This is a genomic window from Sphingopyxis indica, assembly GCF_032879645.1.
Classification (GTDB): domain Bacteria; phylum Pseudomonadota; class Alphaproteobacteria; order Sphingomonadales; family Sphingomonadaceae; genus Sphingopyxis; species Sphingopyxis indica.
In genome coordinates this window covers 4,098,079-4,124,790 of record NZ_CP076394.1, presented here as the reverse complement: position 1 = coordinate 4,124,790, position 26,712 = coordinate 4,098,079, and the positions used below count along the sequence as shown (strand labels likewise).

Genomic DNA, 26,712 nt, shown 5'->3' with positions numbered 1-26,712 from the left:
CCGAATCTAGAACGGTCCATCTCGGGCTGTCAAAGGTCGAGCCGGATCGAAGCCTGCGTCGCGACGTCGGTCGCGACGCGGACATGGGGGTTCGATGCCCCCATGTCCGCTTATTCCGTGATAGAAGAAAGGAGCGGCTCGCGCCGCCCCTGCCCTCAATATTCGTCGAGAAGCCCGGGCAGCGCGGTGTAGACGATGCGGTCGATCATCACCTGCGACAATGCGCCATAATCGCCCTCGTCGATCGCGAAGTACCCCCCCTCTTCGGCTATGACATGCTGCTCGAAGTAGCTGTGACGCGCGCGCCGCTCGGCGTTGGCCACTGCGGCGAAATAGGCGGCGTTGTCGGCGGCGGCGCTGGTCGAGATCATCTGCATGGACGTGCTCCTGTCTGTCTTGAATGACAGGCGCGCGCCGTTCGGGCGGCCGAGACCGGGTCAAGGATCGCGAAGCGACCGCGCCAGCGGCGGTGGGGGTCACGATTTTCTTCGGCGGCCACTGACGGCGAACCATGGGCGCGGCGGCCGATCCGCCGAAGAAAATGGTGGGGCCCCGCCGTCCTTGAGGCGGTCTTGGCCGTCTGAAACCCTTGGAGGACTGTGAGAGATTTTCCCTTCTCGGGTGTGCGCCAGCGGTGCGGCGGGGCTCGATGCCTCGCCGTGCCGATCAACAGGCAAAAAGAGGGAATGAGGCCCCGACCGAAGTCGAGGCCCCATCTGTGGGCTCAGTCCTGTGCATGCAACGCATCGGACCGGATGGTGCTTTGCTTGACGAATGCCCTGGCAGCGCGGGCGATGTTCCGCTCGGCCGCGTCGCGGCGACGCGCTTCGACCTTTGCGACCTCTTCAGGAGACCGTTGGTTGCGTTGCTGGTCGAGCCTGACGACGTGGAGCGGCACGCCTGCCTTGCGCAGCTTCTGGGCAAGGTTCATCTGGATGCCGCTGCCTTCGCACACCACCGCTTCGACGGGCCGCAGCGACAGCAGGCGGTCGTTGCGAACGAAGGCTGCCTTGGCCCCGAGCCCCCTGTCCAGGCGGAACAGGATGACCTGGACGCCGCGGGCCGCGGCCCAGGCTTGCGCTATGGCGTCGCAGCCCTTGTTCTGGGCGGTGGTGACGAGGACCATCTCGGGGATCCGGGCCTTGATGGAGTCGAGACCGCGCCACAGGAGGTCATGGTCTTCCCATTGTTGACCGCCCGAGAAGACGACCACGGGTCCGGTCGGTTTGAACTGGGCGTCACGCTCTCGTGCGCGAGCGGCGAGGAAGTCGCGCGCATCGATCATCGAGGCATTGAGGACCCGCGAGACCTTGCTTCCCCGGGTCGGTGAGAAGGGCTTGCCCGTCTCGACGCGATAGACCTCGGCGGCGTGGTCGCGCATGCATTCCATCGCCTCGCGGCATCCCTGGAGCGTCTGGCAAAGCGCCTGGGTATCCTCGACGTCGACCGCGTAATTTTCGGAAGGGTCGAATTCGCGGATGAGCTCCTTGAGCTTCTTTGCCGCATCGTCTTCCTGGCCTTCGATGCGCTTTGCGACCGTGTGGAAGCTGTGAACGAAGCCCCAGACGAGGTCGCGTGCGAAGGCTTCGAGCCGGGTATCGCGGAAGACATCGAAGATCGTTCCGACGACCATTTCGACCGCTGCCCGCGCCTGACCTTCATCGGGCATTTCGAGCCGCTCGGGTTCGGCCACGATGCTCATCTTGGCCATTTCGTCATATTCGACGAAGGCGCCGGCATAGGCCTCGACCTGCGCGTCATTGCCGCGGTTTGCGGCGACGTAGCTGGCGAGATCGGCGAAGCTGGTGAAATTGTGGGTCAATTGAGCCTCCTTGAATGCTCTCCCACCCGGGATCGGATGAAAGATGATCGTCATCGGAGGGGTGGAGGCGCTTTGGTCAGGGACGCGGTGACGCAAGGAACCGCGCCGCCTCGGCGGGGAGCGGGGGAGCCGATTTTCTCGCAGGGCCGGGCGCAGCGCGGCCCTGCGTGAAAATTGGGGGGACCGCTCATCCTTGACGAAAGGGCGCGGAGCCCCTCAGACTTTGGCGATGAAGCTGGTCTGATCCCGAGATGTTGGAGAGTTTTTCGATTTGCCCCGCGCGGGATCGCGCGGGTTAACGGCAAATCGGCCGCAGCTCGATCGTGTTGATGGCCGCTGCCGCGTCCAGCGCCCCTGCCCTGTCCCGTACCAAGGGGATCGTCACCCGGCAGGGCGGAGACGCTCGCGGCGCGGCTCCGGGAGCGGGACGCGACTAGAGCCCCGGTCCCGCCCGGGGCGCGCCCATGGGCGGGATGGCCCGTCCCATTGTGACATCCGGGATAGCCACGAAATGAGTGGATGCTGTGCTGGACGCCTCGCCGCGCCAAGTACTGGCTTGCGGTTCGCCCCGATCGCGCTAGCCAGTGTCGATCAGTTTGAGGGGGAAAAGCGTGCCGGCAGTCGACGAGGATCTGATCACGCGGTTCAAGGCGATGCTGGATGCGCCGGCACCGCAGGGACGGCAGAAGGAACAGGTGGTCCAGGATTTCCTCGAGGCGAACACCGTGCTCGTGCCGATGACCAACCTCGACCACCACGGCCTGCACATGAGATCGATCGTCTCGAAGTTCCCGCTGGGGACGGCACTGACAACCGATTATGCCTATCTCACGAAGAATTCAGGGCGCTATCTGGTGACTTTCGTCGAGCTGGAAAAGCCCGAGAAGGCGATCTTCACGAGCGACCTCGATCGCCCGACCTTTACCGCCGAGTTCAACGGTGCGCTCGCCCAGATCAAGCAATGGCAGCACTATGTCGACGAGCACCGCGCGGCGGTCCGAGAGAGTCTCGCGAAGCTGATGCGCCCAATGTCGGGGAACAAGCTGATGTTCGCCTATCAGCTGATCATCGGCCGCTCGCCGACCAAGAACCGGAGCGACGCGCACAAGGCGATGTTCGTGATGGAGGCAGAGCGCGCCGGGATCGAGATCCTCACCTATGACCAGCTCATCGACCGGTACCGGACAGGCCCGCGGTGCGAGAAGTCGATCATGGTGGCCTCGCGCGAGCGCTTCGCCTTCAAACATCTCGCGGCCGATGTCGGCGATCTTTTGTCCTATCACGGCCCCGACGCGTTGAAGTTCAGCAAGGAGCAGCGCGCGGAGCTGGTGTCGCGCGGCCATGAGATGGACGCGTGGGACAATGGCGAGACACTGAGCATCGAGGGCAAGCGCGTGCTGCGAGTGGACGAAGAGGTCGCTTTCTTTCGGGATCGGGTCATGGATCAGATCAGAGGCAACGAAGGCGCCGGCGCGCCGGAGTGATCCGGCGCGCCTGGCCCATTCGCTGCCGGCGAGATGGGGAATTGAATGTGGTGCCAGCGGTGCACTAAGGCGCCGCTGGCACATCTTTGCGTCAAGCGGGCGCAAGCCATGTCGTGCCGTCGGCCCAACCGATAATCTCGGTTCCGTGATCGGAAACGGCATTGCCGTTGAGGGTGCGCCACGGCGTCGCAGGATTTCGGTCGGGGCGATATTTCGCGGTGAGAACCTCGAAAACAGCGGACTGGTAGCCAGAATAGCGGATCGCCAGTACGGGCGTGTCGCAGCTGGGCATTGCTGTCGCAACGGAAACGAAACCTGCGGGCAGGGAATGGAACATGGCATCAATGAGCATCCGCAATCGGCGGGTTTCTCGCTCGTCAATTTCCTCGATGAGCCAGTGGGCATCAATGTCGAAGAGCGTCGTATCAGTATGGCTTGGAACAAGGACGAGCTTGCCGCGCCAGCATAGGCTGCCGGAGTTCAAGGCCTCAATGCCTGCGCCGAGGGTATAGTCAGCCTGCAGAGGGTTGTAGAATTCCGTCGCAGCAGGCGTTAGCCGACCCGACAATGCTACGGCTGGGGGCATCCCTTCGCGGGGCTGGTCAGGGAAGAGCCACCAGCGTCCGCGATTGTGTAATACGGCTCTGTTGCAAAAATCGTGAAGCTTGAGCATGCTTGGCGGAGATTGGACGGACGGAACGATGACGGATTTCAAGTGGCGCCATTTCCAGGGTGATGTGATCCTGTGGGCGGTGCGCTGGTATTGTCGCTATCCGATCAGCTATCGCGACCTTGAGGAAATGCTGGCGGAACGCGGCATTTCGGTCGACCATACGACGATCTATCGCTGGGTCCAGTGCTACGCCCCGGAGATGGAGAAGCGGCTGCGCTGGTTCTGGCGGCGTGGCTTTGATCCGAGCTGGCGCCTGGATGAAACCTACGTCAAGGTGCGGGGCAAGTGGACCTACCTGTACCGGGCAGTCGACAAGCGGGGCGACACGATCGATTTCTACCTGTCGCCGACCCGCAGCGCCAAGGCAGCGAAGCGGTTCCTGGGCAAGGCCCTGCGAGGCCTGAAGCACTGGGAAAAGCCTGCCACGCTCAATACCGACAAAGCGCCGAGCTATGGTGCAGCGATCACCGAATTGAAGCGCGAAGGAAAGCTGGACCGGGAGACGGCCCACCGGCAGGTGAAGTATCTCAATAACGTGATCGAGGCCGATCACGGAAAGCTCAAGATACTGATCAAGCCGGTGCGCGGTTTCAAATCGATCCCCACGGCCTATGCCACGATCAAGGGATTCGAAGTCATGCGAGCCCTGCGCAAAGGACAGGCTCGCCCCTGGTGCCTGCAGCCCGGCATCAGGGGCGAGGTGCGCCTTGTGGAGAGAGCTTTTGGCATTGGGCCCTCGGCGCTGACGGAGGCCATGGGCATGCTCAACCACCATTTCGCAGCAGCCGCCTGATCGGCGCAGAGCGACAGCCTACCTCTGACTGCCGCCAATCTTTGCAACAGAGCCGACGCCGACGCCGGGGTCCACCTGGGGATAGAAATCGCTCTGCCCGATGCCGCGGATGAAGATCACCGCTGCGTTCGAACTGCCCGAGTTAGACGCGGTCGGATTGAAGGTGACATTCGGCACGAAATCCTGAAGCGCCGTGATATCGGCCGAGCCCCGCGATGCGAGCGTTTCGGCGGAAACAGCGGTCACCGCGACTGGCGTGCTCTGCAGATTTTCCGAGGTCCGCCGTGCGGTGACGACGATGTCTGCCAACCCACCGCTGCGGCCAGTATCGTCCGTTTGCGCGGCCGCCGGCTGGCTTGACGGTGGCGTCTCCTGTGCAAAAGCGGGTGTTGCAAGCAGCACCGAACTCGAAGCCAACAGCCAAAATCTCCGACTCTTCATCGCACTTCCCCTCCAAAGCACGCCGGCTCTTGGGCCGGTCGCGCAGTTTCCAACGTCCCCTAATTTTTGAGCGTGTGTCCGGCTTTGGGCGGCGGCGCGCCCTAGACGGCTATCGGATCATTCATTTCGCGAAGGAGCTTATCCTTCACACCCTCGAGCTGCGGCGCGACCATGACCTCGGTGCCGAGAGTCTCGATGGGCTCGTCATGTGTAAAGCCGATCGTCACGGCCGCCTCGAAGAGGATGCCCCCCGGGGTCCGGACATAGATGGATTCGAAATAGCCGCGATGCTTGCGATCCGAAAAGTCGGTGTAGCCAAGACCTTCGACATCGAACTTGAGGGCCGCCTGCACATCGAGATCAGCCACCTCAAAGGCGGCGTGATGCACTGCCCCCTCGCCCAGCGCCCAGCTGCCGGGCTTCTCGTCTTCATCCACGAAGACGTCGAACACCTTTGCCGGCCCTCCCTGGTCGAAGTGATAGCGGCGATACTTTCCGTCCTGACCTTCGAACTTGAGATTCCATGCGTTGCGCATGAAGTCGTCCATCTCCTCGTTCGCGTTGAGGGTCGCGGTCCAGCTATGGAAGCCGCGAAGCGCGACCTCCTTGGGCACATAGGGCGAGTCCCACGGCTCGAACGCCCCCTCGACGTCTTGCTCGACAATCTCGAATCCGACGCCGCAGTCCGGATGCGCGAAGGAGAGATAGCGCTGGCCGAAGCGTTCCTTGACCTCGGAGACGGACACCTGCGACTTGGTCAGATGCTCCTGCCACCAATCGAGCGTGCCGCGCGGCGCGCTGTAGGAGACAGCCGAGATCTGCCCCGCGCCGCGCCGCCCGGTATAGCCCGCCTGGCGAACGGGGAAGGTCGTGTAGAGCGTGCCGGGCTCGCCGAGCTCGTTTCCGAAATAGAGGTGATAGACGGGCCTTGCGCCGTCATAGAACATCGTGCGCTTGACGAGGCGCTGGCCGAGCGTCTTTACCATGAGGTCGACGTCGCCTTGCGCCGACCCGGTGGCCACGGTGATGTGATGAAGGCCCTGAAGCCTCTCGGGCAATTGATGCATGATCACTCTCCTGTCCGGTGGTCTCGACTCAAGTCGGCCGAGTAGTTGGATTGGAAAGTGCCACGCCCATAATATTTGACAATTGAGTGACTTCAATAATATACATTCAAAAAATGAATATCGATGATCTCGACTTCAAACACCTCCGATTGCTGGACACGCTCCTGCGGACGCACAGCGTTTCCGCGTCTGCGCGGGAGCTCGATATCCCCCAGCCCTCCGCGAGCCACGGTCTCACCCGGCTGCGGGTCGCCTTGCAGGACCCCCTGCTCGTTCGCGCGCGCGGCGGCATGGAACCCACGCCGCGCGCCGTCGCCCTGACGTCGATCGTTGAAGGCCTACTGAGCCTGCGGCAAAGCCTCGCCGATGGCGGCGGTGCGTTCTCGATCGCGACACTCGAGCGCGAATTCGTGATCGCCGGATCCGATATCGCCCAATTTGCTGTCCTCAAAGCGCTGGATACCGTGGCCAAGGACGAGGCACCTGGCGTACGATTCCGTACCCTGACGCTCAGCGGTGACGAAATGATCGCGGCGCTCGAGACAGGTCATGTCGATCTCGCATTCGGCCCCTACCCGAGGCTTGTAACCGGTATCCGTAGCCAGAAGCTGTACGAGGAAGAATATGCGTGTTTCGCTGGATGTGAGCACCCGTTCGCCATAAAGCCCAGTCTTGAGGAGTTTCTCTCCTCCGACCATGTCATCGTCAGCGTGCGCAGACTTTCCCATGCCCACTTGGACGCGGAGCGTGTCCTTGCCCGCATGCTTCCCACATCGAAAATGCGGATCATCACCGGCAGCTTCCTCGTTGCCCTGGCAGCGGCGTCCGACTCCACAGCGATCCTGACCGCGCCCAGGCTGATCGTTCGCGGGCTCTCCGAGAAATTGAAGCTGGTGGCGCTTGGCCCGCCGTTCCCGATCGCCGGTTTCGAGGTCAAGCAATATTGGCACGACCGGAACCAGGCGGACCCCGCGCATCAATGGCTGCGGCAAACCCTCGCCCGGGCGATCGCGCGGATGATCCGGCGGAAAGCGTAAAGCCAGGGCACGAGACTGCGGCAGCGAAATCTCACTAGCATACCAGCCAACCCGTATGTTAGTGAAAAGTTCTGGCGCGACGGCGGTGCCGGGGAATGAAGCTAAGCAGGGCAACCCTTTAAATGGCGAGACGGACTCAGGCAGAGCGCAGCGAAGCTATGGTGGAACGCCTCCATGCCGCAACCCTGCGATGCCTCGGACGCGACGGCTATGCCAAGCTTTCCATCAACCTGATCGCCGTCGAAGCCGGCGCGTCTCGCGGCGCCGTTTTTCATCATTTCCCAGCGAAGGAAGATATCGCCGCTTCGGCGATGGCAGCCTTCATCGCGGCGCGATACCGCCGCCTTGCCGAACGATTTGCCGAAGGCGGCGGCTTGCCGCCGCTCCGCCGCCGCCTCGAGATTTTTCGGGAGGAGTTTGCGAAGGAACCGGCGATCGGCCTCGAGGTCGCCAATATCATGCGAACGGACCCAAGCGTGCGCGCGAAGGTCGGAACAGCCTTTCCCGCCGCTCAGGCGGAGGAGCATCTTGCCGGGCTCTGTTGCAAAGATTGGCGGCAGTCAGAGGTAGGCTGTCGCTCTGCGCCGATCAGGCGGCTGCTGCGAAATGGTGGTTGAGCATGCCCATGGCCTCCGTCAGCGCCGAGGGCCCAATGCCAAAAGCTCTCTCCACAAGGCGCACCTCGCCCCTGATGCCGGGCTGCAGGCACCAGGGGCGAGCCTGTCCTTTGCGCAGGGCTCGCATGACTTCGAATCCCTTGATCGTGGCATAGGCCGTGGGGATCGATTTGAAACCGCGCACCGGCTTGATCAGTATCTTGAGCTTTCCGTGATCGGCCTCGATCACGTTATTGAGATACTTCACCTGCCGGTGGGCCGTCTCCCGGTCCAGCTTTCCTTCGCGCTTCAATTCGGTGATCGCTGCACCATAGCTCGGCGCTTTGTCGGTATTGAGCGTGGCAGGCTTTTCCCAGTGCTTCAGGCCTCGCAGGGCCTTGCCCAGGAACCGCTTCGCTGCCTTGGCGCTGCGGGTCGGCGACAGGTAGAAATCGATCGTGTCGCCCCGCTTGTCGACTGCCCGGTACAGGTAGGTCCACTTGCCCCGCACCTTGACGTAGGTTTCATCCAGGCGCCAGCTCGGATCAAAGCCACGCCGCCAGAACCAGCGCAGCCGCTTCTCCATCTCCGGGGCGTAGCACTGGACCCAGCGATAGATCGTCGTATGGTCGACCGAAATGCCGCGTTCCGCCAGCATTTCCTCAAGGTCGCGATAGCTGATCGGATAGCGACAATACCAGCGCACCGCCCACAGGATCACATCACCCTGGAAATGGCGCCACTTGAAATCCGTCATCGTTCCGTCCGTCCAATCTCCGCCAAGCATGCTCAAGCTTCACGATTTTTGCAACAGAGCCATCATGTGTTTTTCGCTATGCTCTTTCTTCTAAAATAGCGACCGGTGAAAAATCCGATCCACGCAATTGCTGGAACAAGCCAAGGCCAAAAGGAAGATAAGAGTAGAATCATGTCGCCCCAGCGGCTCCGAGCAATAGCGTTAATGCAGTCGATCCCAATGTTATCGGAGTAGCGACAAATATTCCGAATTTTTGGTTTGCAAATGATACGAGCGAACAGACCAGTAAGATCACGAATATATCTGGCCAAAATTCACCCAACATACGTATCACGTTGTCTTTCTCCACGAACAGCCATCTACATGCGGCGCACTGCAACCCTAAGTCCAAGAAATCCGTCAAGTAACGAAATTTTGTTAAGAGTCTGTCTTGAATCTCATGGGTAACGAGCGATGCGTCGGATGAGGACGATGGCAGCGGCGGCATAGAGGAGCGCGGTTGCGGATTTGATGGTCCGCTCGAAGTCTTTGGCCAGACGGCGATTGCGGTTGATCCATGCGAAGGTGCGTTCGACGATCCATCGTCTGGGATGGACGACGAAGCCGGTCTGATCGGCGAATTTGCGGACGATTTCGATCGTAATGGAGGTGGCGTCCCGGACGCGATCGCTGTTGTAGGCGCTGTCGGCATAGGCGCGCGCGACGAAGGGATGCCGCTGGTGAGACTGCTGGAGCAAGGGCACCGCGCCATCGCGGTCCTGCACATCGGCAGGATGGACCAGTATGATAAGGGCGCGACCATCGGTATCGACCATTGCATGGCGTTTGCGTCCCATGGTCTTCTTGCCTGCGTCGTAACCACGAGGTCCGCCTGCTTCGGTGGTCTTCACGCTCTGGCTGTCGATGACTGCCGCGGATGGTGCTGGTTCTCGCCCTGTCCGGATGCGATCGATCCGAACGAGATGATGATTGAGGCTTTCGAATACCCCATCGTCGCGCAAGGTGCAGAACCACTGGTATACCGTGCGCCATGGCGGAAAACTGTCGGGCAAAAGCCGCCAGGGACATCCTGCCCGTAGCAGATAGAAAATGGCTTCGACGATTTCGCGCATCGGCCAGCATCGCCGTCGTCCGCGCTGGCTGGCTCAGGGTCTGGACGATTTGCTAGCCCGACGACCGGGGCAGGCCGCGACATGGCTATCCTGGCTGCGCAATGCGCCACAATCGCCGGCAGAGCGCAACATCCTGCGCCTGATCGGACGGCTCGCCTATCCGGCACGAAGCAACATACAGCGTGGGTCTGGATGTCAGCCAGCGCAGCACGAGCATCTGTGTTCTCGATCCCGACGGCAAGACCGTGGTGGAAGGGCAGGCGAAGACTAACCCGTTCGAGATCGGCCGCTATTTGCAGAAGCGCCTGGAAGGGCCGCTGAAGCTCGGTATGGATCGCATTCTGGCTCTACCATGGGCTGCGCAGGAGCGGCGTCTGGTTGAGAAGCGTCTTGAGGCGCAGGGGCGGTTAACCTGCACCGTCAGACGTAGCGCTCACTTATCGAGAAGATCGTTTGTGCCTTTGGCGCTCGGCTAAACAGCGCATGGAAAGCGTCACCTGCTGCAGCTATGCCCTGTTCTGCCAATGTCCGCGTCGGCCAATAAAGTTCGCGCACACCGATCACCGAGGGGCCGGGGAGGACGAGCTTTTCGATCGGATGGCACCGGGTATGGCGAAATGCGCCAAGACGCTCGCCAAGTGCGAAATCGTCGTCTCCGGCCCAGGCCGTGCCGCCTTCCTCGAACACCACCTGGGTAAGCTTGGCGAAGTTCGGTCGTCGGTCGATCGACCAGTTATAGGCCGCCTCGTCACCGCGCAGCGCTTCGGCGCGGCTTTTGAGAACCTCTTCGCGTGCGAAAACGGCAAAGAAGTTGTCCATGTCGACGAAATTCGGCTCATCTTTCAGCGCATAGGCCACATAATCAGGATCGGTCACGAAGGCGGCAGCGTCCGCTTCGCTGTCGAACCAGACTTCGGCGATGCCTTCGTAGCGGTTCTGATCGGCATCGAGGAAATCGACGTCGACCTGATGGCTCTGGACATAGCGCTTGATAATCCGGATGCCTTGTCCCAGCGAGCCGTGGGGATAGCGCCAGTGATCGTGAAACGCCTGAGGCGTCATTCCCACTCTCCGTGCGAAGACCGCCATCATTCGTATTGCGCTCATAGTCCGGTTCCCAACGGTTCTGGCAGTTCAGATTGCGGTGTAGCCGCCATCGGCAGCAATGGCGGCGCCGGTGACGAACGAAGAGGCATCCGACAGCAACCAGGCTGCCGTTTCGCCGATCTCCGCCGGTTCGCCATATCGACCGATCGGGTGGGCGGTTTTCAGGAATTCCGCGTGCGAAGGCTCGTTCTCGATCACCGACATCAGCATCGGAGTGCGGATAGCGCCCGGTAGAACTGCGTTCACGCGGATTCCCTGTTGCCCGTAATCGACGGCAGCGATCCGCGTCAGCCCGATAACGGCATGTTTGGCTGCGATGTACTCGCCATGTGCGGGGATCGCGACGGTGCCGCCAACCGACGCCGTGTTCACGATCGAACCGCCGCTCCCCGCTTTCAGCATCGCTGCGATCTGATGTTTCATGCAATGAAAAACGCCGAGCACGTTGATATCCAGGGATCGTTGGAAATCGGCGCTCGTCAGTTGATGAAGCGGCACGTTGACCGGCGGCAGCCCCGCATTGTTGAATGCGCCATCAAGGCGACCGAATTCGGTGATGGCGAGTTCCACGGTCGACCACGCGTTGTCCTCGATACTGACGTCGCAATGGCTGTAGACGGCGTTGCCACCTTCCGCGCGTATCAGTCTGACCGTTTCCTCGGCTGCGGCTTCGACGATATCGGCGACAACCACATTCGCGCCCCGACGGGCAAGAATAAGGGCGGCAGCGCGGCCGATACTGCCGCCTGCGCCCGTCACGATATAGCTGCGTTGCTCCAATCCGGACATTGAGGACCCCATTTTTGACTGACGGGCAAGTGAAGGGCGCTGCCTGTCAGATGCCCAGCGCTTCGCGCACGGTCCTGGCGTTCACCCAGCGATCGACGTGGTGAAGGTTGTGGCGGATCTGTACTTCGCCATCCTGCAACTGCATCGTATCGTATGCGCCGGCCTCGATGCCGCGCTGGGTGCGTTCGGTGTTCGTCACGTCCTCCAGCAGGATTTCCGCGATGCGCGTGATATAGAGTTCCTGTTGCAGCTTTTCCCGCCCGGTCAGTGGCTTGGGTACATGAAACTCGGCTTCCCACCGCGTGCGATTGACGCTGATCGGCCAGAACCTGTGCGACCAGAAACCGCCGGGCGAAAGGTTTATGTGCAGCGTGGGAAAAGCGACGGCGATGTCCAGCGCCCAGTGTTTCGATTGCTTGGGATTGATCGCGGGATGATCGAGATACTCGGTCATCCCCGCCGTTTCCGCGGCACCCAGCACGTTGCCGGTATCGCGGTTCGCATAGGCCATCTTTTCGACCATCGCATCTTCGGGCGGAGCGTAGTCCGGATTGCCGAAAGTGGAAAACTGGCGGTGTGGTCCCCAGAAGCGTGCATCGAGCGGGCGGGAATGCGGATTGACCGCGCTGGCGAAAGTCTTGCCGATCGTCGCCGGGTGGATCGAAGGGATATGGTAGGTTTCCGAAAAGGCATCGGCCAGCACTTTCCAGTTCGCATCGAGATGCGCCTCGAAATAGAGTGACGTATCCGTATTTTCCCAAGAAACCCCGGCAAACCGCGTTCCGAAGTCTCCAAGGAATTCCTGCAGGCTGACTTCGGGCTGCTTCTGGTGGTTGAGGAATATCCAGCCTTCCCACACATCGGTGGCGATCGGCACGAGGCCGCATTTCTTCTTGTCGAGATCGAAGAAGTTCGCCTCGTCTGGCACGCCCATCAGGCTGCCGTCGTTGCGGTAGACCCAGTTGTGGTAATTGCAGGAGAAGCGCGAGGCGCGGCCGCGCTCGGTCAACACGGCTCTGTTGCAAAAATCGTGAAGCTTGAGCATGCTTGGCGGAGATTGGACGGACGGAACGATGACGGATTTCAAGTGGCGCCATTTCCAGGGTGATGTGATCCTGTGGGCGGTGCGCTGGTATTGTCGCTATCCGATCAGCTATCGCGACCTTGAGGAAATGCTGGCGGAACGCGGCATTTCGGTCGACCATACGACGATCTATCGCTGGGTCCAGTGCTACGCCCCGGAGATGGAGAAGCGGCTGCGCTGGTTCTGGCGGCGTGGCTTTGATCCGAGCTGGCGCCTGGATGAAACCTACGTCAAGGTGCGGGGCAAGTGGACCTACCTGTACCGGGCAGTCGACAAGCGGGGCGACACGATCGATTTCTACCTGTCGCCGACCCGCAGCGCCAAGGCAGCGAAGCGGTTCCTGGGCAAGGCCCTGCGAGGCCTGAAGCACTGGGAAAAGCCTGCCACGCTCAATACCGACAAAGCGCCGAGCTATGGTGCAGCGATCACCGAATTGAAGCGCGAAGGAAAGCTGGACCGGGAGACGGCCCACCGGCAGGTGAAGTATCTCAATAACGTGATCGAGGCCGATCACGGAAAGCTCAAGATACTGATCAAGCCGGTGCGCGGTTTCAAATCGATCCCCACGGCCTATGCCACGATCAAGGGATTCGAAGTCATGCGAGCCCTGCGCAAAGGACAGGCTCGCCCCTGGTGCCTGCAGCCCGGCATCAGGGGCGAGGTGCGCCTTGTGGAGAGAGCTTTTGGCATTGGGCCCTCGGCGCTGACGGAGGCCATGGGCATGCTCAACCACCATTTCGCAGCAGCCGCCTGATCGGCGCAGAGCGACAGCCTACCTCTGACTGCCGCCAATCTTTGCAACAGAGCCTCTTTGTTCACCACCGTCATCAACACCTATCGCCAGATCTTCGATTTCGGCGGCCCGATACCGCTGGTGCCATTGGGAGATTCGGTTTCGCTGAACAGCCAGACGGGCTTGCCGGGCACGTTTCGGGACAAGCTGAATGAAAACAGCACGTCATGGATGCTCGGCGTGAACTACAAGGCGACGCCGACGCTCCTGCTCTACGCCAATGTTTCGAAAGGGTACAAGGCGGGAAGTTTCCCGGGCGTCTCCGCCGGAACGTTCGCGCAATATGCCGCCGTCACGCAGGAATCGCTGGTCGATTACGAAGCAGGCTTCAAGACCACACTGTTCGATCGCAAAGTGACGCTGAATGGCGGCGTTTTCTATTATGACTACAAGAACAAGCAGCTGCGCGCCAAGATCGTCGATCCGTTCTTCAATGCGCTGGATGGCCTGGTCAATGTCCCCAAGTCGCGCGTCAAGGGTGCCGAACTGGAACTGAGCGCCAGAGTGGTCGAGGGGCTCACGGTCAGTGCGGCCGCGACCTATATCGACGCCAAGGTTCGCCACTATCAGGGGATCGTCGGCTCCGTTGCCAACGAAGTGGGCCTGTTCGATCCGATCCGGGGCGATTTCAGCGGCGCACGGCTGCCGTTTTCGCCCAAATGGCAATCGAGCCTGAGCGCGGACTACAGCCTGCCGCTGGGTGGCGTGAACCTAACCATGGGCACGACGATCTCCTCACAAAGCAAATCGCTGGGCGTTCTGGCCATCACCAACGCGGACAAGGATCTCTACGAGGTGAATGGCCGCACGCTCGTTTCCGCGCGGCTTGGCGTGGAAGCGCCTGATGGCCGCTGGGCGGTCTTCGGCTGGGGTCGCAATATCTTCAACAAGTATTACTGGACAAACACGATCCAGACTTACGATACCGTTGTTCGCTACGCTGGTCGACCCGCCGAATATGGCTTGACCGTGCGCTTCAAGTCCAGTAATGAAACCGGAACGCCGATAAGAAACTGTTGGAGGGATAGATGTCTGATTTGAGCGGCAAGACGATAATCGTGACGGGTGGTGGCAGCGGCATCGGGCGCGCCACCGTGGAATTGCTGGTGGCCAGTGGTGCCAACGTCGCGGTGGCGGACATCAACGACGAGGCCGGTGAGGCGGTCGTCGCTGCGTCTGGCGGGAAGGCCGCCTATTTCCGGTGCGACATCGCACAGGAAGAGGACGTGAAGGCACTTGTCGCGCAGACTCTGGCGGCGTTCGGCGGGCTTGACGGCGCGTTCAACAATGCGGGGATCCCGCAGGCCGGACTGCCGCTTGCCGAAGTGTCGCTCGAACGGTTTCGGCAGAGCATGGATATCAATGTAACCGGCACGTTCCTGTGCATGAAGTACCAGATCCTTGCGATGATCGAGCGCGGGACGAAGGGATCGATCGTCAACACCGCATCCGTCGCTGGCGTGGTCGGCGTGCCGATGCACGGCGAATATGTCGGCGCGAAGCATGCGGTGGTCGGGCTGACCCGCATGGCGGCGGCAGACTATGGCAAGCACGGCATTCGCGTGAACGCGCTTGTGCCCGGCGCGGTGCGCACGCCTATGCTGCAGCGCGCGATGGACAATGATGCGGGCCTTGAGCCCTATCTGAACTCGATCCACCCGATCGGCCGTTTCAGCGAACCGCACGAGCAGGCCCAGGCCGCCGTATGGTTGCTGTCCGACGCGGCTTCGTTCGTCACCGGCTCCTGCCTTGCAGCAGACGGCGGCTTTACCGCGATCTGATCATTTTACGGAGCAGCCTCCATGCACAGCATCAAGATACTCGCGACGATCCCGCGCCGGAAGGACATTTCGGAACAGCAGTTCCACGATCACTGGCGCCATCCGCACGGCACACTCAGCAAGAAGATCGCGTGCCTGCGCGGCTATGTGCAATCGCACCGGATCGTCTCTCCGCTGCTGCCTGATACACAGCTGGCCTACGACGGCATTACCGAGCTGTGGTATGACAGTCTCGACGATGCGCTCAACATGGGCAAAGATCCCGCGCATCGCAAATACAACATCCCCGACGAACCGCTGTTCATCGACATGGACGGACTGAAGTTCACCTTCTTCGAGGAGGACATTATCCGCTCGCGACCGGCGGTGGACGATCCCGATGATGCGGCCGTGCAGTGGTCGCCCACCGAATGGTCGGTAAGCGTCAAGATCCTGCAACTGGTCAAGGCGGATGGCAATCCGGCCTGGGCAGGCGATCAGGACAAGGCGCTGGGCGATCGCATCGGCGCGTTTCGGCATGTCCGCTCGTTCGCGATAGACGCGGTGCACAAGGGCACCTCGCCGTTCATCGGCGCGCGCGAACTGTGGTGGCCGACGCTATCCGATTTCGAACGCGGCGTGGCGGGTGATCGCGCGGCGTTCGATGCGCTCCTGGCACAGGCCGGCCAGCATTACACGATGCTGGCATCGGCCGAGCGGGTGATCTGATGCCGGCCCCCGCGCTCGACGAGGAGCCCGTGCTGCCCCCCGGCTTCGAGGATCTTCTCGAATTCGTGCCGCACTGGATCGGCGAGACGGCGCAGGAACGATGGGATATCCGGGCGCGCGCGACTATGGCGGAGATAACCCGCTTCTACGATGTGCTGCTCTCCCGTTCGGAAGCCATCCTCGACCATGTCGAGACCTTTCCGCTCGACGCGATGCCGGCGCCGACGCTGCGCCTGTTCAGGCTACAGCTGGCGCTGGCTCACGCGGCGATGTCCGTAGAATTGCACAAGCAGCCGCGCGCGCACAATTCGCCCTATCCGCACCAGGTCCGCATCCTGCGGACGGCAGAGCCAACGCTGTAAAGGAGTTCGTCGCATGAACGAGATGACCGAGCTTGCCAGCATCGGCTCTGTTGCAAAGATTGGCGGCAGTCAGAGGTAGGCTGTCGCTCTGCGCCGATCAGGCGGCTGCTGCGAAATGGTGGTTGAGCATGCCCATGGCCTCCGTCAGCGCCGAGGGCCCAATGCCAAAAGCTCTCTCCACAAGGCGCACCTCGCCCCTGATGCCGGGCTGCAGGCACCAGGGGCGAGCCTGTCCTTTGCGCAGGGCTCGCATGACTTCGAATCCCTTGATCGTGGCATAGGCCGTGGGGATCGATTTGAAACCGCGCACCGGCTTGATCAGTATCTTGAGCTTTCCGTGATCGGCCTCGATCACGTTATTGAGATACTTCACCTGCCGGTGGGCCGTCTCCCGGTCCAGCTTTCCTTCGCGCTTCAATTCGGTGATCGCTGCACCATAGCTGGCTCTGTTGCAAAGATTGGCGGCAGTCAGAGGTAGGCTGTCGCTCTGCGCCGATCAGGCGGCTGCTGCGAAATGGTGGTTGAGCATGCCCATGGCCTCCGTCAGCGCCGAGGGCCCAATGCCAAAAGCTCTCTCCACAAGGCGCACCTCGCCCCTGATGCCGGGCTGCAGGCACCAGGGGCGAGCCTGTCCTTTGCGCAGGGCTCGCATGACTTCGAATCCCTTGATCGTGGCATAGGCCGTGGGGATCGATTTGAAACCGCGCACCGGCTTGATCAGTATCTTGAGCTTTCCGTGATCGGCCTCGATCACGTTATTGAGATACTTCACCTGCCGGTGGGCCGTCTCCCGGTCCAGCTTTCCTTCGCGCTTCAATTCGGTGATCGCTGCACCATAGCTGGCTCTGTTGCAAAGATTGGCGGCAGTCAGAGGTAGGCTGTCGCTCTGCGCCGATCAGGCGGCTGCTGCGAAATGGTGGTTGAGCATGCCCATGGCCTCCGTCAGCGCCGAGGGCCCAATGCCAAAAGCTCTCTCCACAAGGCGCACCTCGCCCCTGATGCCGGGCTGCAGGCACCAGGGGCGAGCCTGTCCTTTGCGCAGGGCTCGCATGACTTCGAATCCCTTGATCGTGGCATAGGCCGTGGGGATCGATTTGAAACCGCGCACCGGCTTGATCAGTATCTTGAGCTTTCCGTGATCGGCCTCGATCACGTTATTGAGATACTTCACCTGCCGGTGGGCCGTCTCCCGGTCCAGCTTTCCTTCGCGCTTCAATTCGGTGATCGCTGCACCATAGCTCGGCGCTTTGTCGGTATTGAGCGTGGCAGGCTTTTCCCAGTGCTTCAGGCCTCGCAGGGCCTTGCCCAGGAACCGCTTCGCTGCCTTGGCGCTGCGGGTCGGCGACAGGTAGAAATCGATCGTGTCGCCCCGCTTGTCGACTGCCCGGTACAGGTAGGTCCACTTGCCCCGCACCTTGACGTAGGTTTCATCCAGGCGCCAGCTCGGATCAAAGCCACGCCGCCAGAACCAGCGCAGCCGCTTCTCCATCTCCGGGGCGTAGCACTGGACCCAGCGATAGATCGTCGTATGGTCGACCGAAATGCCGCGTTCCGCCAGCATTTCCTCAAGGTCGCGATAGCTGATCGGATAGCGACAATACCAGCGCACCGCCCACAGGATCACATCACCCTGGAAATGGCGCCACTTGAAATCCGTCATCGTTCCGTCCGTCCAATCTCCGCCAAGCATGCTCAAGCTTCACGATTTTTGCAACAGAGCCGGCTGTCGCGCAGCGGCCGCTACAACATGAACCAGCTCAAGGAAGCGATGATGCTGCTCATCGCCAACGATGCGCCGCTTGGCCCGGAATGGCTGGACCACGCCCTCAAGGGCGATTGGAGCGATCATCGCGAGTGCCATATCGGCGGCGATTTCCTGCTGATCTACACGATTGAGGGCAATCTGGTGAACTTCGTGCGCGCGGGAACCCATTCGGAACTGTTCGAGTAATCGGCTCGACGGCCGAACGTTTGGAAGGCAGGGCAATGAACGCCGACGACATGAAGGTCGAAACCTTCGCCTGCGTCTTTGACGCAATCGCCGACACGCCGGAGGAGGCGACGGAGTTGAGGACGCGCGCGGACCTGATGCGGGGCATCACCGCGCGGGTGAAGTCGTGGGACGTGCCGCTGGGCGAGGCCGCCAAGCGGCTCGGGCTGACGCCGCCCCGCCTCAACGACCTCCTGCGCGGGAAGTTTAACAGATTCTCGCTGGATGACCTGATGACCGCCGCGACGGCGGCGGGCATCGCGCCGCCGGCACCGCGCAAAAGCTCGTGGGATGACCTGCGCGGGATAGTGAAGGGCAACGGCGCGCGGTTCACGATCGAGGAAATCAACGACGCCATCGCCGAAGCCGGCGCAGCAGCCGGCATGGCCGGGATGAACGACCATGACGGGGACTGATCGAAACGGCGAAATCCTTTATCCACCGATGGAGGCGGCCGAAATCCGGCGGTGCGCCAGGAGAGCGGTTTGAGCCAGGCCGGGTTTGCGCGCTTGCTGTGGGCGCACAAGCGCACGGTCCAGCGCTGGGAGGCCGGCACGATGCGGCCGACTGGCGCGGCGCTCGCCTTGCTGACGCTGGTGAAGCGGCGCGGCATCCAGATTCTCACCTAGAAGGATTGATAGAATGGCCGGCCATCGCCCCTTTTCCGATCTTATGAAAGATTGGAGTCCCGAGCGCCGCGCGCGTAATGAGGCCCATAAGGCGAAGTTGGAGGCCGAGTTGATGGGCCGCGCTGCTACGCGCGATGCGATCGAAGAACTGGAAGCTGGCAAGGGCGTGCGCTTCACCAGCGTTGAGGCGCTTATGTCTGATCTCCATGATGACGATTGATCGACCCGAAACGGCGGCCGAGTTTTTCGCGCGGCGCTCCAAAGGTCGTGCGGTGGGTGATCTCGACCGCATTCTCGACAAGGTGCCTGATCGGCCGCCGGAACCCGGCGACGAATTGAAGGCTGGACGCCCGATCGCCTACATCGCCGGTAATCGGCGAGGGTGCCGCGAGATCCGCGCACGCGATCTCGCCCGCCATGTGGGCCGGAACCTTGGGCCAGGACCGCTTGCGGGCTTGGGGAGCGCAACGAGTAGGGCCACGGTGCCAGCGCCAGGCGCTTAGATCATTTTGGCTATCAGCCTTGCACTAGTGCAACCTTTGCACTACATTGAAGCATGGTCACGATGTTTCGCGGTCCCCGCTGGAAAATTGCCGTCTATGGCCGCGATCATGGCGTGCCGCATTTCCACATCGAAGGCCCGGATTTCCGCTGCTCGGTGGCGATTGCATCGTTTGACGTGATCGTGGGCACCGTGTCGGCGGCGGTCTTGAAGGACGCATTGGAATGGGCGCGGCCTAATCAGGCTTTGCTCATGCAGACGTGGCAGGAGTTGAACGGATGAACATCACCGACAAGGCCCGCACCATTACCGCCGTGCGCGCGACCGGGCCGTCATCGCTGCATCTGTCCTGGTCGGAAGGGACGGCGGCTGATCTCGATCTTGGCGCGGTCCTCGCCGATCGCGCCTTTGCCGCGCTGCGCGATCCGGGCGAGTTCGCCAAGGTCGAAGTGGGCGATTGGGGTCATAGCCTGGCCTGGCCTTCGGGTGCGGAGCTGGGCGCGGACATGCTGTGGCTCGAAACGCTGTCGGCAACCGGGCATGGCGATGTGCGCGCCTTCCTCGAATGGCGGCTGCGCCATGCGCTGTCGCTGTCGAAGGCGGCCGATGCGCTTGGCGTCTCGCGCCGCATGGTCGCCTACTACTCCAACGGCGAAAAGAAGGTGCCGAAACCAATCTTGCTGGCGTGCCGGGGCTGGGAAGCCAGCAATGGGCTATACCGGGCCGCCTAACCGGACATGAGAGCGATCTTCATCCGCCACGGCGAAAACACCGGCAACGCCGGCGTGCCCTGCCACGATCTCGCGACGATCGCGCTGACGGAGCGCGGCCACGAACAGGCGCGCGCGGTCGCGGCGAGCTGGACGCAAGCGCCCGCGCTCATCGTCACCTCGCCCTATACCCGCACCCGGCAGACGGCCGCGCCGACGATCGCGCGCTTTCCAGGCGTGCCGGTGGAAGTGTGGCCGATCGAAGAGTTCACCTATTTGCAACCTGCGCGCTGGAACGGCACGCGCAGCGCCGAACGGATGCCGCACCTAGAACGCTATTGGCGCGAGGCCGATCCTGACTACTGCGACGGGGAAGGGGCGGAGAGTTTCAGCACCCTGTTACGGCGCTGCGAGGCGGCGCTAACGCGCCTCGCCGCCATGCCTGCGGGATCGCTGGCCTATGTGTTCGGGCATGGGCAGTTCATCCAGGCCGCGCGCGCGATCGTCGCCGACGCCCATCTGGACGATCGGGCCAAGATGCGCGCTTTCTGGCGCAAGGGCGAGCCGCCCGCGATCGGCAACGCGCAGCGGGTAGGGTTTCATTGGCAGGGCGACCGCTGGACCTGCGCGCCCGCGCTCGCCGCCTAGATCAACACGCGCTCCACCTCGTCCAGCGTCACGTCATCGGGGCGGCGGTCATAGAGCTGGGTGGTGCGCGTCGAGCTATGGTTCGCCATCGTCGCGGCCGTCTCCAACGTGCCGCCATTCTTCAAATAGGTGGTGATCCCGGTCGCGCGGAAACTGTGGTTGCCGATCGCCGTCCCGATCCCGGCCGCCGCCGCGCGCCGGCGCACCATCGCGAAGGCGTTGGCTTGGGGCAGGGGGGTATCGCTTAGTCGCTTAGTGCTGCGCGCGATCGTGCGGAATAGCGGCCCCTTGCGGTCCTCGCGCAGCTCGCAACCGTCGATATAGGCGGTTAGATAATCCTCTAGATTGTGGTGGCAGGGCATTTCATGGCGCTTGCCGCCTTTCTCATGCAGGCGGACCCATAGCCGCCGATTCTGCATGAACACGTCCTCGACCCGCATCGCCAGCGCCGCGCCGATCCGCGCGAAGCTATAGACCATGAGACCGATCAGCGCGCGGTCGCGCAGGCCCGCATGGGTGGTCACGTCGATGCTGTCGAGCAACCGCCGCGCCTCGTCGGGGGCCAGTACCGGCGTCTTGCCGCGCCGCTGGCTATGCGCCGGCCCGCGCACCGATCCGGCCGGGTTCGCCGGCACGGCATGACCCGTCACCAGCCAGTCGAACAGGTGGCGCACGCCGGCGAGCTGCTGCTTGACGCTGGGGGCGGCCAGCTCGCGCCCCAGCGCCTCGACCCAGGCCGCGACATGAAGCGGCTGCACCTGGGCGAGCGAGGCGACGCCGCGCGCCTCGCACCAGGCCAGGAAGTCGCCGGCCGCCCGCGCATAGGCGCGGCGTGTATGCGGATTGCGGATGGTGACGGCGAAGAACTCAAGGAATCGAAGCTGCGCGCGCTCGTCGGCCGCCGCGATCAGCGCCGGCAACGCCAGCGCGGGCGCGGGCGCGGGGAGGGGGGCGAGCTGGTTCATCGCGCGATCTTCTCCCATCGCGCCGGCGCGGGACGCGGCGCGGCCATCTTGCGGCGCAGCTCGTCGAACACCTCGTCGGCGTCGCGGACGCGGCCAGCCTCCGCGTCCTCAAGGCCGCGCTTTATCGACCCGTCCAATATCCGGCGTAGCAGCTCGTCGCGTAAATCGTGGTGCGGCTCCATGTCGATGAAGTTCTTGACGATCGCGAACACCGCCTCGGAAGGATCGGCGAACATGCCGCGCTCGATCCGCTCCAACAGCCAGTCGGCCTGATCGCCGGTAAGATACGCCTCGAAGCGCAAGCCGCCCGCGCGGGCCTGCTCGCGCAGCGCCTTGGCCTGGTCGCGCTCGGCATAGTTGTCGGCGAAAGCCGTGTCCTCGTCCTGGTCCATATCGCTCCCTTTCGGCGGTGGATCTCGGGACCGTTTAAACGGCTCCATCGGATCGCCATGAGTGTGTGATAAAGGACATTATCATATATAGGTCAGGGAATTTATCGGCGGACCGATCTGTAGGTTGTCATGATCAATAGCCAAGGCCCGTCGGTGGAACATTACCACCATTACCCTTGCTGGCCGCCGCCCAGAGCGACATACAGAGAGACGAGAGCATCCAGCTCGGCGCGACGCAGCTGTATCAGTGTCTGTTCCGCGATGAACAGATTCCGTTCGGCATCGAGCACTTCAAGGTAATTTGCGACGCCCTCGCGGTAGCGAGTGCGGGCAAGATCGGCGATCGCTCGCTGTGCCGCAGTGGCACGAACCTGCGCGGCGACCTGTTCAGCAAGCCAGCGGCGCCCGGCAAGGGCGTCCGCAACTTCGCGGAAAGCTCCCTGAATGGTGCGTTCGTATTCGGCGATGGCAATATCCTCACGTGCCTCAGCCACGCTCAGATTGCCCTTCCTCGCACCCCAATCGAAGATGGGTAGGCTGATCGAAGGTCCAAAGCTCCAGCTCAGTCCTTCGTTTCCGATCAAATTCCCAAGATCAGTTGAAGCGAAACCGATACTACCGGTTAGTGAGATGGATGGAAAGAAGGCTGCCCGAGCAGCACCGATATTGGCACGCGCTGCCCGCAGTTTCTCTTCTGCCGCCAATATGTCCGGTCGAGTCACCATCAGCTCGGAGGGTAATCCGGCGGCAATCACCGTTCCGTTTTTCTGGTCAGCCAGCGTCAGCGGCACCGTGAGCCCGACAGGAACGGGTCCGCCCAAGAGTACGGCCAGGAAGTTCTCACTCTGCGCCTCGGCCAAGCGCAGGCTGGCCAACTCCGTTTCGGCTTGAGTCAGTAGCGACTCCGCCTGTCGAAAATCAAGAGCTGAAGTCACCCCGGCTTCAAGGCGACGCTCGGCTATGCGGAGGCCTTCCTGCCGGCTGCGTACCGTAGCTTCGGCAAGGGCGATCCGCTCGTCGGCTTCCCGGGAAGCAAAATAGGTCGAGGCCACATCCCGGATCAACGCGAGGCGGAACGCCCGTTCAGCCTGCACGGTTGCTAGATATTGCGAGCGCGCTGCGTCAGAAAGGTTGCGCACCCGGCCCCAGAAATCGAGCTCGAATCCTGTGACGCCAACGCCGATCGAGTAGCGGGCTCTGTTGCAAAAATCGTGAAGCTTGAGCATGCTTGGCGGAGATTGGACGGACGGAACGATGACGGATTTCAAGTGGCGCCATTTCCAGGGTGATGTGATCCTGTGGGCGGTGCGCTGGTATTGTCGCTATCCGATCAGCTATCGCGACCTTGAGGAAATGCTGGCGGAACGCGGCATTTCGGTCGACCATACGACGATCTATCGCTGGGTCCAGTGCTACGCCCCGGAGATGGAGAAGCGGCTGCGCTGGTTCTGGCGGCGTGGCTTTGATCCGAGCTGGCGCCTGGATGAAACCTACGTCAAGGTGCGGGGCAAGTGGACCTACCTGTACCGGGCAGTCGACAAGCGGGGCGACACGATCGATTTCTACCTGTCGCCGACCCGCAGCGCCAAGGCAGCGAAGCGGTTCCTGGGCAAGGCCCTGCGAGGCCTGAAGCACTGGGAAAAGCCTGCCACGCTCAATACCGACAAAGCGCCGAGCTATGGTGCAGCGATCACCGAATTGAAGCGCGAAGGAAAGCTGGACCGGGAGACGGCCCACCGGCAGGTGAAGTATCTCAATAACGTGATCGAGGCCGATCACGGAAAGCTCAAGATACTGATCAAGCCGGTGCGCGGTTTCAAATCGATCCCCACGGCCTATGCCACGATCAAGGGATTCGAAGTCATGCGAGCCCTGCGCAAAGGACAGGCTCGCCCCTGGTGCCTGCAGCCCGGCATCAGGGGCGAGGTGCGCCTTGTGGAGAGAGCTTTTGGCATTGGGCCCTCGGCGCTGACGGAGGCCATGGGCATGCTCAACCACCATTTCGCAGCAGCCGCCTGATCGGCGCAGAGCGACAGCCTACCTCTGACTGCCGCCAATCTTTGCAACAGAGCCGCAGCGCGAGCCATTCCAGGGCCCGGGCGCGGGCAAGGCCTTCCGTGGGCAGCAAGGCCTTTTCGGGCACGAGTTCCGCGATATGGTTGAGGATGGCGATATTTTCGGTCAGGACATCATCGCCGATCTGGAGCGCGGGCACCCGCGCCCACGGGTTTTTCTGACGATAGGCGTCTGAAAACTGGGCGTTTTGCGTCAGGTCGATCAGCTCCGCCTCATAAGGAAGGCCGGCTTCCTCCAATGCGGCATGGGACGCCAATGAGCATGAACCTGGATTGTAGTAGAGCTTCAACATGTCCCTGCAATTCTCCTGCGGACTGGGCAAAAAATGGCTTAATGCATATGTTCGGCACCGGAGCGTCGCCCCGAACGGAAGCAATCATCCGCCCGGTCGGAAAACGCTCCGAAACGACAGGCCGGAGCATTCCATCCGATGCGATCAGGCCGAAATGTTCAAAAATCCATCGGCTTCGAAAACCTTTCTGGCACGTTCCTCAATCCGATCCGCAAGTGACCTGCGAAGCGGCATGCCGTTCGAGACTTTTCTCAGCGTGTTATAGCTGAAGCCGAATGTTTCGAATATCTCCTCATTATTTCTCATCGTCGACAATGATGTGATCCGATCGGCGATCGAGGGATCCAAACAGCGCATTCCATTAGGCATTCGATCTTCCCCTACTGACGAATTCCAGCCGGTGCACGGTCGCAACTTGCCTGCCCGCGCAGTTCATCGGGCCATTCCCGCCGTTCCGGAAAACAGGCGGCGGGGTTTCCCCCTGGACCATGTTGCGCATGGGCCGGACACGCAGCGAGCGGGCCAGCGGACGTCGAGGCCGGGAGCGGATTGCGACGGACGCGCCGCGCATTGCCCGGAGATCGAAGCATAGGAATATCCTCTCCATGCGCTGTTATGGATCAGCGCCTGTCTTATCCGGCACGTCGGTGATTATTATGCTTATCGGGCCGTCCGGAAAGGATCGCAGCTTTCGCCTGCGGAGGAAATTGCTGCAAATGAATTAGGAATATTCGCGATACGGATTTGATCGAAACGGGGCCAACTGCCCACAAATCGGTCATGGGGATTGAGCGACCGCGCTTTGAAAGCAGCCATCGCATGCTATGGTCGCCTTGAGCATTTCCCGGCAGGCGGAATATCCGCCGACCGGAAAGCCCGCTAAAACAGGAAGCCGGAGCAGCCGGGCCGACGCCGTCGGACCGGACGCCGCTTCGGCTTCGCATCGCCAGGAATTGGAAGCGAACATGTCTCGAGACAATGCCATCGTCATGCGATACGACAATCCCGACATTCCGTCCGGCCGCGACATCGTATATCTTCACGGCCGCGGCAGCACCGAAAGGGAAGCGGGGTTCGCGCTGCCCCTTTTCGGCCGCGCGAATGTTCGCTCCTATCGCGGGCCGCTTCCCCAGGGGCCGGGGTTCGCCTGGTTCGAAAATGCCGGGATCGGCGTCGCCCTGCCCTCCAGCCTGTCGGGCGAAACGTCGAAGGTCGGCGACTGGATCGCCGCAGATACCGGCCGCCAACGGCCCTGGCTATGCGGTTTCAGCAACGGCGCCGCGATGGCCGCCAGTCTTCTGCTCAGCAATCCGGGGGCCTATAGCGGCCTCATCATGATCGGCGGCTGCTTCGCGGTGGAGGACGGCGACCTGCCGGACAACGGCCTGCTCGACAAGCCGGTCCTCTTCTGCCGGGGCCAATTCGACGATGTGATCCCGCGCCACAAGTTCGAGCAGGCGGAAGCCTATCTCTCCGGCCCCAGCGGCGCGCGGGCGACTTTCATCCCTTATGAAGGCGGGCATGAACTGCCGTTGCCGATCAAGGCGGCGGTGCAGGGCTGGCTCGGCGCGGAAAGCCGCTGAATTTCGTCCCGTCCTTGGCCATGGCCGAACGGGAGCGCCGGATGATCGAGAACCGGCCGCATCCGGAAATGATCGGATGCGGCCGGCACTGTTCCAGGATCAGGCCTTTGCTTATGCGGTGATCGGCGGAAGCCCCTCCACCGCGCGGCTCAGAAGCTGCACGATGCCCTCCTCCGTGATCGGACGGGGGTTGGGATAGGGGTTGGCGACCGCCAGCGCGGCGGCCTTCGCGATGCCGTCCTTGGGCATGCCGAGCTTCGCCAGCGACATTTCCGCGCCCAGGCCCACCGCCAGTTCGTACAGCTTGGTCGCGGGGTCGCCGCCGCCTAGTGCGCGGCTAGCCCGTTCCATCGCCTCCGGCACCGACGGCGCATTATAGGCGATCGCATGGGGCAGCACGGCGGTGTGGGTCTGCGCATGCGGCATGTCGAAGGTGCCGCCCAGCGTGTGGCAGAGCTTGTGGTGCAGCGCGACGCTCGCCGGGCTCTGTTGCAAAAATCGTGAAGCTTGAGCATGCTT

General features: G+C 62.1%; 35 protein-coding genes and 3 pseudogenes. 19 read left to right on the top strand and 19 right to left on the bottom strand.

Annotated features, from left to right (window positions below; translation table 11 throughout):
- Positions 1-155 precede the first annotated feature (155 nt).
- Positions 156-377: a hypothetical protein gene (locus KNJ79_RS19620; RefSeq protein ID WP_317152270.1), complete on the bottom strand. Its 222-nt coding sequence runs from the start codon at positions 375-377 to the stop codon at positions 156-158.
- A gap of 347 nt (positions 378-724) precedes the next feature.
- A complete protein-coding gene (locus KNJ79_RS19615; RefSeq protein WP_317152269.1) occupies positions 725-1,822 on the bottom strand; it encodes a DUF2493 domain-containing protein in 1,098 nt (365 codons plus the stop codon).
- 611 nt (positions 1,823-2,433) lie between these two features.
- On the opposite strand from KNJ79_RS19615, the gene KNJ79_RS19610 reads away from it, so the two are divergent.
- Positions 2,434-3,306 (top strand): Shedu immune nuclease family protein, encoded by an 873-nt coding sequence (locus KNJ79_RS19610; protein WP_317152268.1) that lies wholly within the window; start codon positions 2,434-2,436, stop codon positions 3,304-3,306.
- Positions 3,307-3,397: 91 nt separating this feature from the next.
- Here the strand turns inward: KNJ79_RS19610 and KNJ79_RS19605 are convergent, their stop codons facing one another.
- Positions 3,398-3,979, bottom strand: a complete 582-nt coding sequence (locus KNJ79_RS19605) for a hypothetical protein (protein ID WP_317152267.1) — start codon at positions 3,977-3,979, stop codon at positions 3,398-3,400.
- A gap of 28 nt (positions 3,980-4,007) precedes the next feature.
- Here KNJ79_RS19605 and KNJ79_RS19600 point away from each other — a divergent pair, with 28 nt between their 5' ends.
- Complete coding sequence (locus tag KNJ79_RS19600) at positions 4,008-4,772, top strand: IS6-like element IS6100 family transposase (RefSeq protein ID WP_001389365.1); 765 nt, start codon at positions 4,008-4,010, stop codon at positions 4,770-4,772.
- An 18-nt stretch (positions 4,773-4,790) separates the two neighbouring features.
- Here the strand turns inward: KNJ79_RS19600 and KNJ79_RS19595 are convergent, their stop codons facing one another.
- Together KNJ79_RS19595 and KNJ79_RS19590 are read right to left on the bottom strand one after the other, a co-directional pair.
- Complete coding sequence (locus tag KNJ79_RS19595; protein ID WP_317152266.1) at positions 4,791-5,213, bottom strand: TonB-dependent receptor plug domain-containing protein; 423 nt, start codon at positions 5,211-5,213, stop codon at positions 4,791-4,793.
- A gap of 101 nt (positions 5,214-5,314) precedes the next feature.
- Positions 5,315-6,280 (bottom strand): ring-cleaving dioxygenase, encoded by a 966-nt coding sequence (locus KNJ79_RS19590; RefSeq protein ID WP_317152265.1) that lies wholly within the window; start codon positions 6,278-6,280, stop codon positions 5,315-5,317.
- A gap of 113 nt (positions 6,281-6,393) precedes the next feature.
- On the opposite strand from KNJ79_RS19590, the gene KNJ79_RS19585 reads away from it, so the two are divergent.
- Both KNJ79_RS19585 and KNJ79_RS22550 read left to right on the top strand, forming a co-directional pair.
- Complete coding sequence (locus KNJ79_RS19585; protein WP_317152264.1) at positions 6,394-7,317, top strand: LysR family transcriptional regulator; 924 nt, start codon at positions 6,394-6,396, stop codon at positions 7,315-7,317.
- A gap of 122 nt (positions 7,318-7,439) precedes the next feature.
- The gene (locus KNJ79_RS22550; protein WP_394357137.1) at positions 7,440-7,934 is read left to right on the top strand and encodes a TetR/AcrR family transcriptional regulator; all 495 of its coding nucleotides are present in this window, start codon (positions 7,440-7,442) and stop codon (positions 7,932-7,934) included.
- On the opposite strand, the gene KNJ79_RS19575 is transcribed toward KNJ79_RS22550, so the two are convergent.
- Together KNJ79_RS19575 and KNJ79_RS19570 are read right to left on the bottom strand one after the other, a co-directional pair.
- Positions 7,906-8,670, bottom strand: coding sequence for an IS6-like element IS6100 family transposase (locus KNJ79_RS19575; RefSeq protein WP_001389365.1), 765 nt, complete (start codon positions 8,668-8,670; stop codon positions 7,906-7,908). The two genes, KNJ79_RS22550 and KNJ79_RS19575, sit on opposite strands and share 29 nt — an antisense overlap.
- 437 nt (positions 8,671-9,107) lie before the next feature.
- Positions 9,108-9,803, bottom strand: a pseudogene (locus KNJ79_RS19570) (IS5 family transposase); the annotation flags it as partial.
- 161 nt (positions 9,804-9,964) lie between these two features.
- Here KNJ79_RS19570 and KNJ79_RS19565 point away from each other — a divergent pair.
- On the top strand, positions 9,965-10,258 hold the full coding sequence (locus KNJ79_RS19565) for a hypothetical protein (RefSeq protein ID WP_145907151.1): 294 nt from the start codon (positions 9,965-9,967) through the stop codon (positions 10,256-10,258).
- On the opposite strand, the gene KNJ79_RS19560 is transcribed toward KNJ79_RS19565, so the two are convergent.
- The 3 genes from KNJ79_RS19560 to KNJ79_RS19550 are packed head-to-tail and all read right to left on the bottom strand — an operon-like array spanning position 10,203 to position 12,765.
- Entirely contained in the window at positions 10,203-10,874 is a 672-nt protein-coding gene (locus KNJ79_RS19560) for an EthD domain-containing protein (protein WP_317152255.1), read from the bottom strand. The two genes, KNJ79_RS19565 and KNJ79_RS19560, sit on opposite strands and share 56 nt — an antisense overlap.
- A 42-nt stretch (positions 10,875-10,916) precedes the next feature.
- Positions 10,917-11,678 carry an SDR family NAD(P)-dependent oxidoreductase gene (locus tag KNJ79_RS19555; protein WP_007682039.1) on the bottom strand — a complete coding sequence of 254 codons (762 nt, stop codon included), beginning with the start codon at positions 11,676-11,678 and terminating at the stop codon, positions 10,917-10,919.
- A 46-nt stretch (positions 11,679-11,724) separates the two neighbouring features.
- Positions 11,725-12,765, bottom strand: coding sequence for an aromatic ring-hydroxylating oxygenase subunit alpha (locus KNJ79_RS19550; protein ID WP_238559290.1), 1,041 nt, complete (start codon positions 12,763-12,765; stop codon positions 11,725-11,727).
- Here KNJ79_RS19550 and KNJ79_RS19545 point away from each other — a divergent pair.
- From KNJ79_RS19545 to KNJ79_RS19525, 5 genes are read left to right on the top strand one after another with little or no spacing between them, the layout of a single operon-like run.
- Positions 12,752-13,516 (top strand): IS6-like element IS6100 family transposase, encoded by a 765-nt coding sequence (locus KNJ79_RS19545; RefSeq protein ID WP_001389365.1) that lies wholly within the window; start codon positions 12,752-12,754, stop codon positions 13,514-13,516. The genes KNJ79_RS19550 and KNJ79_RS19545 overlap by 14 nt on opposite strands.
- Before the next feature lie 57 nt (positions 13,517-13,573).
- The gene (locus KNJ79_RS19540) at positions 13,574-14,596 is read left to right on the top strand and encodes a TonB-dependent receptor domain-containing protein (RefSeq protein WP_317152262.1); all 1,023 of its coding nucleotides are present in this window, start codon (positions 13,574-13,576) and stop codon (positions 14,594-14,596) included.
- A complete protein-coding gene (gene linC / locus KNJ79_RS19535; RefSeq protein WP_317152261.1) occupies positions 14,584-15,336 on the top strand; it encodes a 2,5-dichloro-2,5-cyclohexadiene-1,4-diol dehydrogenase LinC in 753 nt (250 codons plus the stop codon). The genes KNJ79_RS19540 and linC overlap by 13 nt, the downstream gene beginning before the upstream one ends.
- A 21-nt stretch (positions 15,337-15,357) precedes the next feature.
- Positions 15,358-16,044, top strand: a complete 687-nt coding sequence (locus KNJ79_RS19530) for an EthD domain-containing protein (protein WP_317152260.1) — start codon at positions 15,358-15,360, stop codon at positions 16,042-16,044.
- A complete protein-coding gene (locus KNJ79_RS19525; RefSeq protein ID WP_007682395.1) occupies positions 16,044-16,406 on the top strand; it encodes a hypothetical protein in 363 nt (120 codons plus the stop codon). Before KNJ79_RS19530 ends, KNJ79_RS19525 begins: the two co-directional genes overlap by 1 nt.
- 97 nt (positions 16,407-16,503) lie before the next feature.
- Here KNJ79_RS19525 and KNJ79_RS19520 read toward each other — a convergent pair.
- From KNJ79_RS19520 to KNJ79_RS19510, 3 genes and pseudogenes are all read right to left on the bottom strand, one after another.
- A pseudogene (locus KNJ79_RS19520) lies at positions 16,504-16,848 on the bottom strand (IS6-like element IS6100 family transposase); the annotation flags it as partial.
- 54 nt (positions 16,849-16,902) lie between these two features.
- A pseudogene (locus KNJ79_RS19515) lies at positions 16,903-17,247 on the bottom strand (IS6-like element IS6100 family transposase); the annotation flags it as partial.
- Positions 17,248-17,301: 54 nt separating this feature from the next.
- Complete coding sequence (locus tag KNJ79_RS19510; RefSeq protein ID WP_001389365.1) at positions 17,302-18,066, bottom strand: IS6-like element IS6100 family transposase; 765 nt, start codon at positions 18,064-18,066, stop codon at positions 17,302-17,304.
- 87 nt (positions 18,067-18,153) lie between these two features.
- On the opposite strand from KNJ79_RS19510, the gene KNJ79_RS19505 reads away from it, so the two are divergent.
- From KNJ79_RS19505 to KNJ79_RS19490, 4 genes are all read left to right on the top strand, one after another.
- A complete protein-coding gene (locus tag KNJ79_RS19505) occupies positions 18,154-18,357 on the top strand; it encodes a type II toxin-antitoxin system YafQ family toxin (protein WP_317152259.1) in 204 nt (67 codons plus the stop codon).
- A 35-nt stretch (positions 18,358-18,392) separates the two neighbouring features.
- Positions 18,393-18,812 (top strand): helix-turn-helix domain-containing protein, encoded by a 420-nt coding sequence (locus KNJ79_RS19500; protein WP_007685989.1) that lies wholly within the window; start codon positions 18,393-18,395, stop codon positions 18,810-18,812.
- A 69-nt stretch (positions 18,813-18,881) separates the two neighbouring features.
- On the top strand, positions 18,882-19,025 hold the full coding sequence (locus KNJ79_RS19495; RefSeq protein WP_007685990.1) for a helix-turn-helix domain-containing protein: 144 nt from the start codon (positions 18,882-18,884) through the stop codon (positions 19,023-19,025).
- A gap of 13 nt (positions 19,026-19,038) precedes the next feature.
- Positions 19,039-19,245 (top strand): hypothetical protein, encoded by a 207-nt coding sequence (locus KNJ79_RS19490; RefSeq protein WP_008831325.1) that lies wholly within the window; start codon positions 19,039-19,041, stop codon positions 19,243-19,245.
- Here the strand turns inward: KNJ79_RS19490 and KNJ79_RS19485 are convergent.
- A complete protein-coding gene (locus tag KNJ79_RS19485; RefSeq protein ID WP_008831326.1) occupies positions 19,217-19,444 on the bottom strand; it encodes a hypothetical protein in 228 nt (75 codons plus the stop codon). The genes KNJ79_RS19490 and KNJ79_RS19485 overlap by 29 nt on opposite strands.
- A 137-nt stretch (positions 19,445-19,581) precedes the next feature.
- Here KNJ79_RS19485 and KNJ79_RS19480 point away from each other — a divergent pair, with 137 nt between their 5' ends.
- From KNJ79_RS19480 to KNJ79_RS19470, 3 genes are read left to right on the top strand one after another with little or no spacing between them, the layout of a single operon-like run.
- Positions 19,582-19,809, top strand: coding sequence for a DUF4160 domain-containing protein (locus KNJ79_RS19480; RefSeq protein WP_020817904.1), 228 nt, complete (start codon positions 19,582-19,584; stop codon positions 19,807-19,809).
- Positions 19,806-20,258 (top strand): DUF2442 domain-containing protein, encoded by a 453-nt coding sequence (locus tag KNJ79_RS19475; RefSeq protein WP_008831328.1) that lies wholly within the window; start codon positions 19,806-19,808, stop codon positions 20,256-20,258. Before KNJ79_RS19480 ends, KNJ79_RS19475 begins: the two co-directional genes overlap by 4 nt.
- Positions 20,259-20,264: 6 nt before the next feature.
- Positions 20,265-20,885 carry a histidine phosphatase family protein gene (locus tag KNJ79_RS19470; RefSeq protein ID WP_008831329.1) on the top strand — a complete coding sequence of 207 codons (621 nt, stop codon included), beginning with the start codon at positions 20,265-20,267 and terminating at the stop codon, positions 20,883-20,885.
- Here KNJ79_RS19470 and KNJ79_RS19465 read toward each other — a convergent pair.
- From KNJ79_RS19465 to KNJ79_RS19455, 3 genes are all read right to left on the bottom strand, one after another.
- The gene (locus KNJ79_RS19465) at positions 20,882-21,850 is read right to left on the bottom strand and encodes a tyrosine-type recombinase/integrase (protein ID WP_008831330.1); all 969 of its coding nucleotides are present in this window, start codon (positions 21,848-21,850) and stop codon (positions 20,882-20,884) included. The two genes, KNJ79_RS19470 and KNJ79_RS19465, sit on opposite strands and share 4 nt — an antisense overlap.
- Entirely contained in the window at positions 21,847-22,242 is a 396-nt protein-coding gene (locus KNJ79_RS19460) for a hypothetical protein (protein ID WP_008831331.1), read from the bottom strand. The genes KNJ79_RS19465 and KNJ79_RS19460 overlap by 4 nt, the downstream gene beginning before the upstream one ends.
- Positions 22,243-22,412: 170 nt before the next feature.
- Positions 22,413-23,468 carry an efflux transporter outer membrane subunit gene (locus KNJ79_RS19455; protein ID WP_013041570.1) on the bottom strand — a complete coding sequence of 352 codons (1,056 nt, stop codon included), beginning with the start codon at positions 23,466-23,468 and terminating at the stop codon, positions 22,413-22,415.
- Positions 23,469-23,496: 28 nt separating this feature from the next.
- Between KNJ79_RS19455 and KNJ79_RS19450 the strand changes: the two genes are divergently transcribed.
- On the top strand, positions 23,497-24,261 hold the full coding sequence (locus KNJ79_RS19450) for an IS6-like element IS6100 family transposase (protein WP_001389365.1): 765 nt from the start codon (positions 23,497-23,499) through the stop codon (positions 24,259-24,261).
- Here the strand turns inward: KNJ79_RS19450 and KNJ79_RS19445 are convergent.
- Positions 24,233-24,610 carry a glutathione S-transferase N-terminal domain-containing protein gene (locus KNJ79_RS19445; protein ID WP_015460613.1) on the bottom strand — a complete coding sequence of 126 codons (378 nt, stop codon included), beginning with the start codon at positions 24,608-24,610 and terminating at the stop codon, positions 24,233-24,235. The genes KNJ79_RS19450 and KNJ79_RS19445 overlap by 29 nt on opposite strands.
- 965 nt (positions 24,611-25,575) lie before the next feature.
- On the opposite strand from KNJ79_RS19445, the gene KNJ79_RS19440 reads away from it, so the two are divergent.
- Positions 25,576-26,193 carry an alpha/beta hydrolase gene (locus KNJ79_RS19440; RefSeq protein ID WP_013054035.1) on the top strand — a complete coding sequence of 206 codons (618 nt, stop codon included), beginning with the start codon at positions 25,576-25,578 and terminating at the stop codon, positions 26,191-26,193.
- A 111-nt stretch (positions 26,194-26,304) separates the two neighbouring features.
- Here the strand turns inward: KNJ79_RS19440 and KNJ79_RS19435 are convergent, their stop codons facing one another.
- A complete protein-coding gene (locus KNJ79_RS19435) occupies positions 26,305-26,688 on the bottom strand; it encodes a dehydroquinate synthase/iron-containing alcohol dehydrogenase family protein (protein ID WP_020820195.1) in 384 nt (127 codons plus the stop codon).
- Between the last annotated feature and the right edge of the window lie 24 nt (positions 26,689-26,712).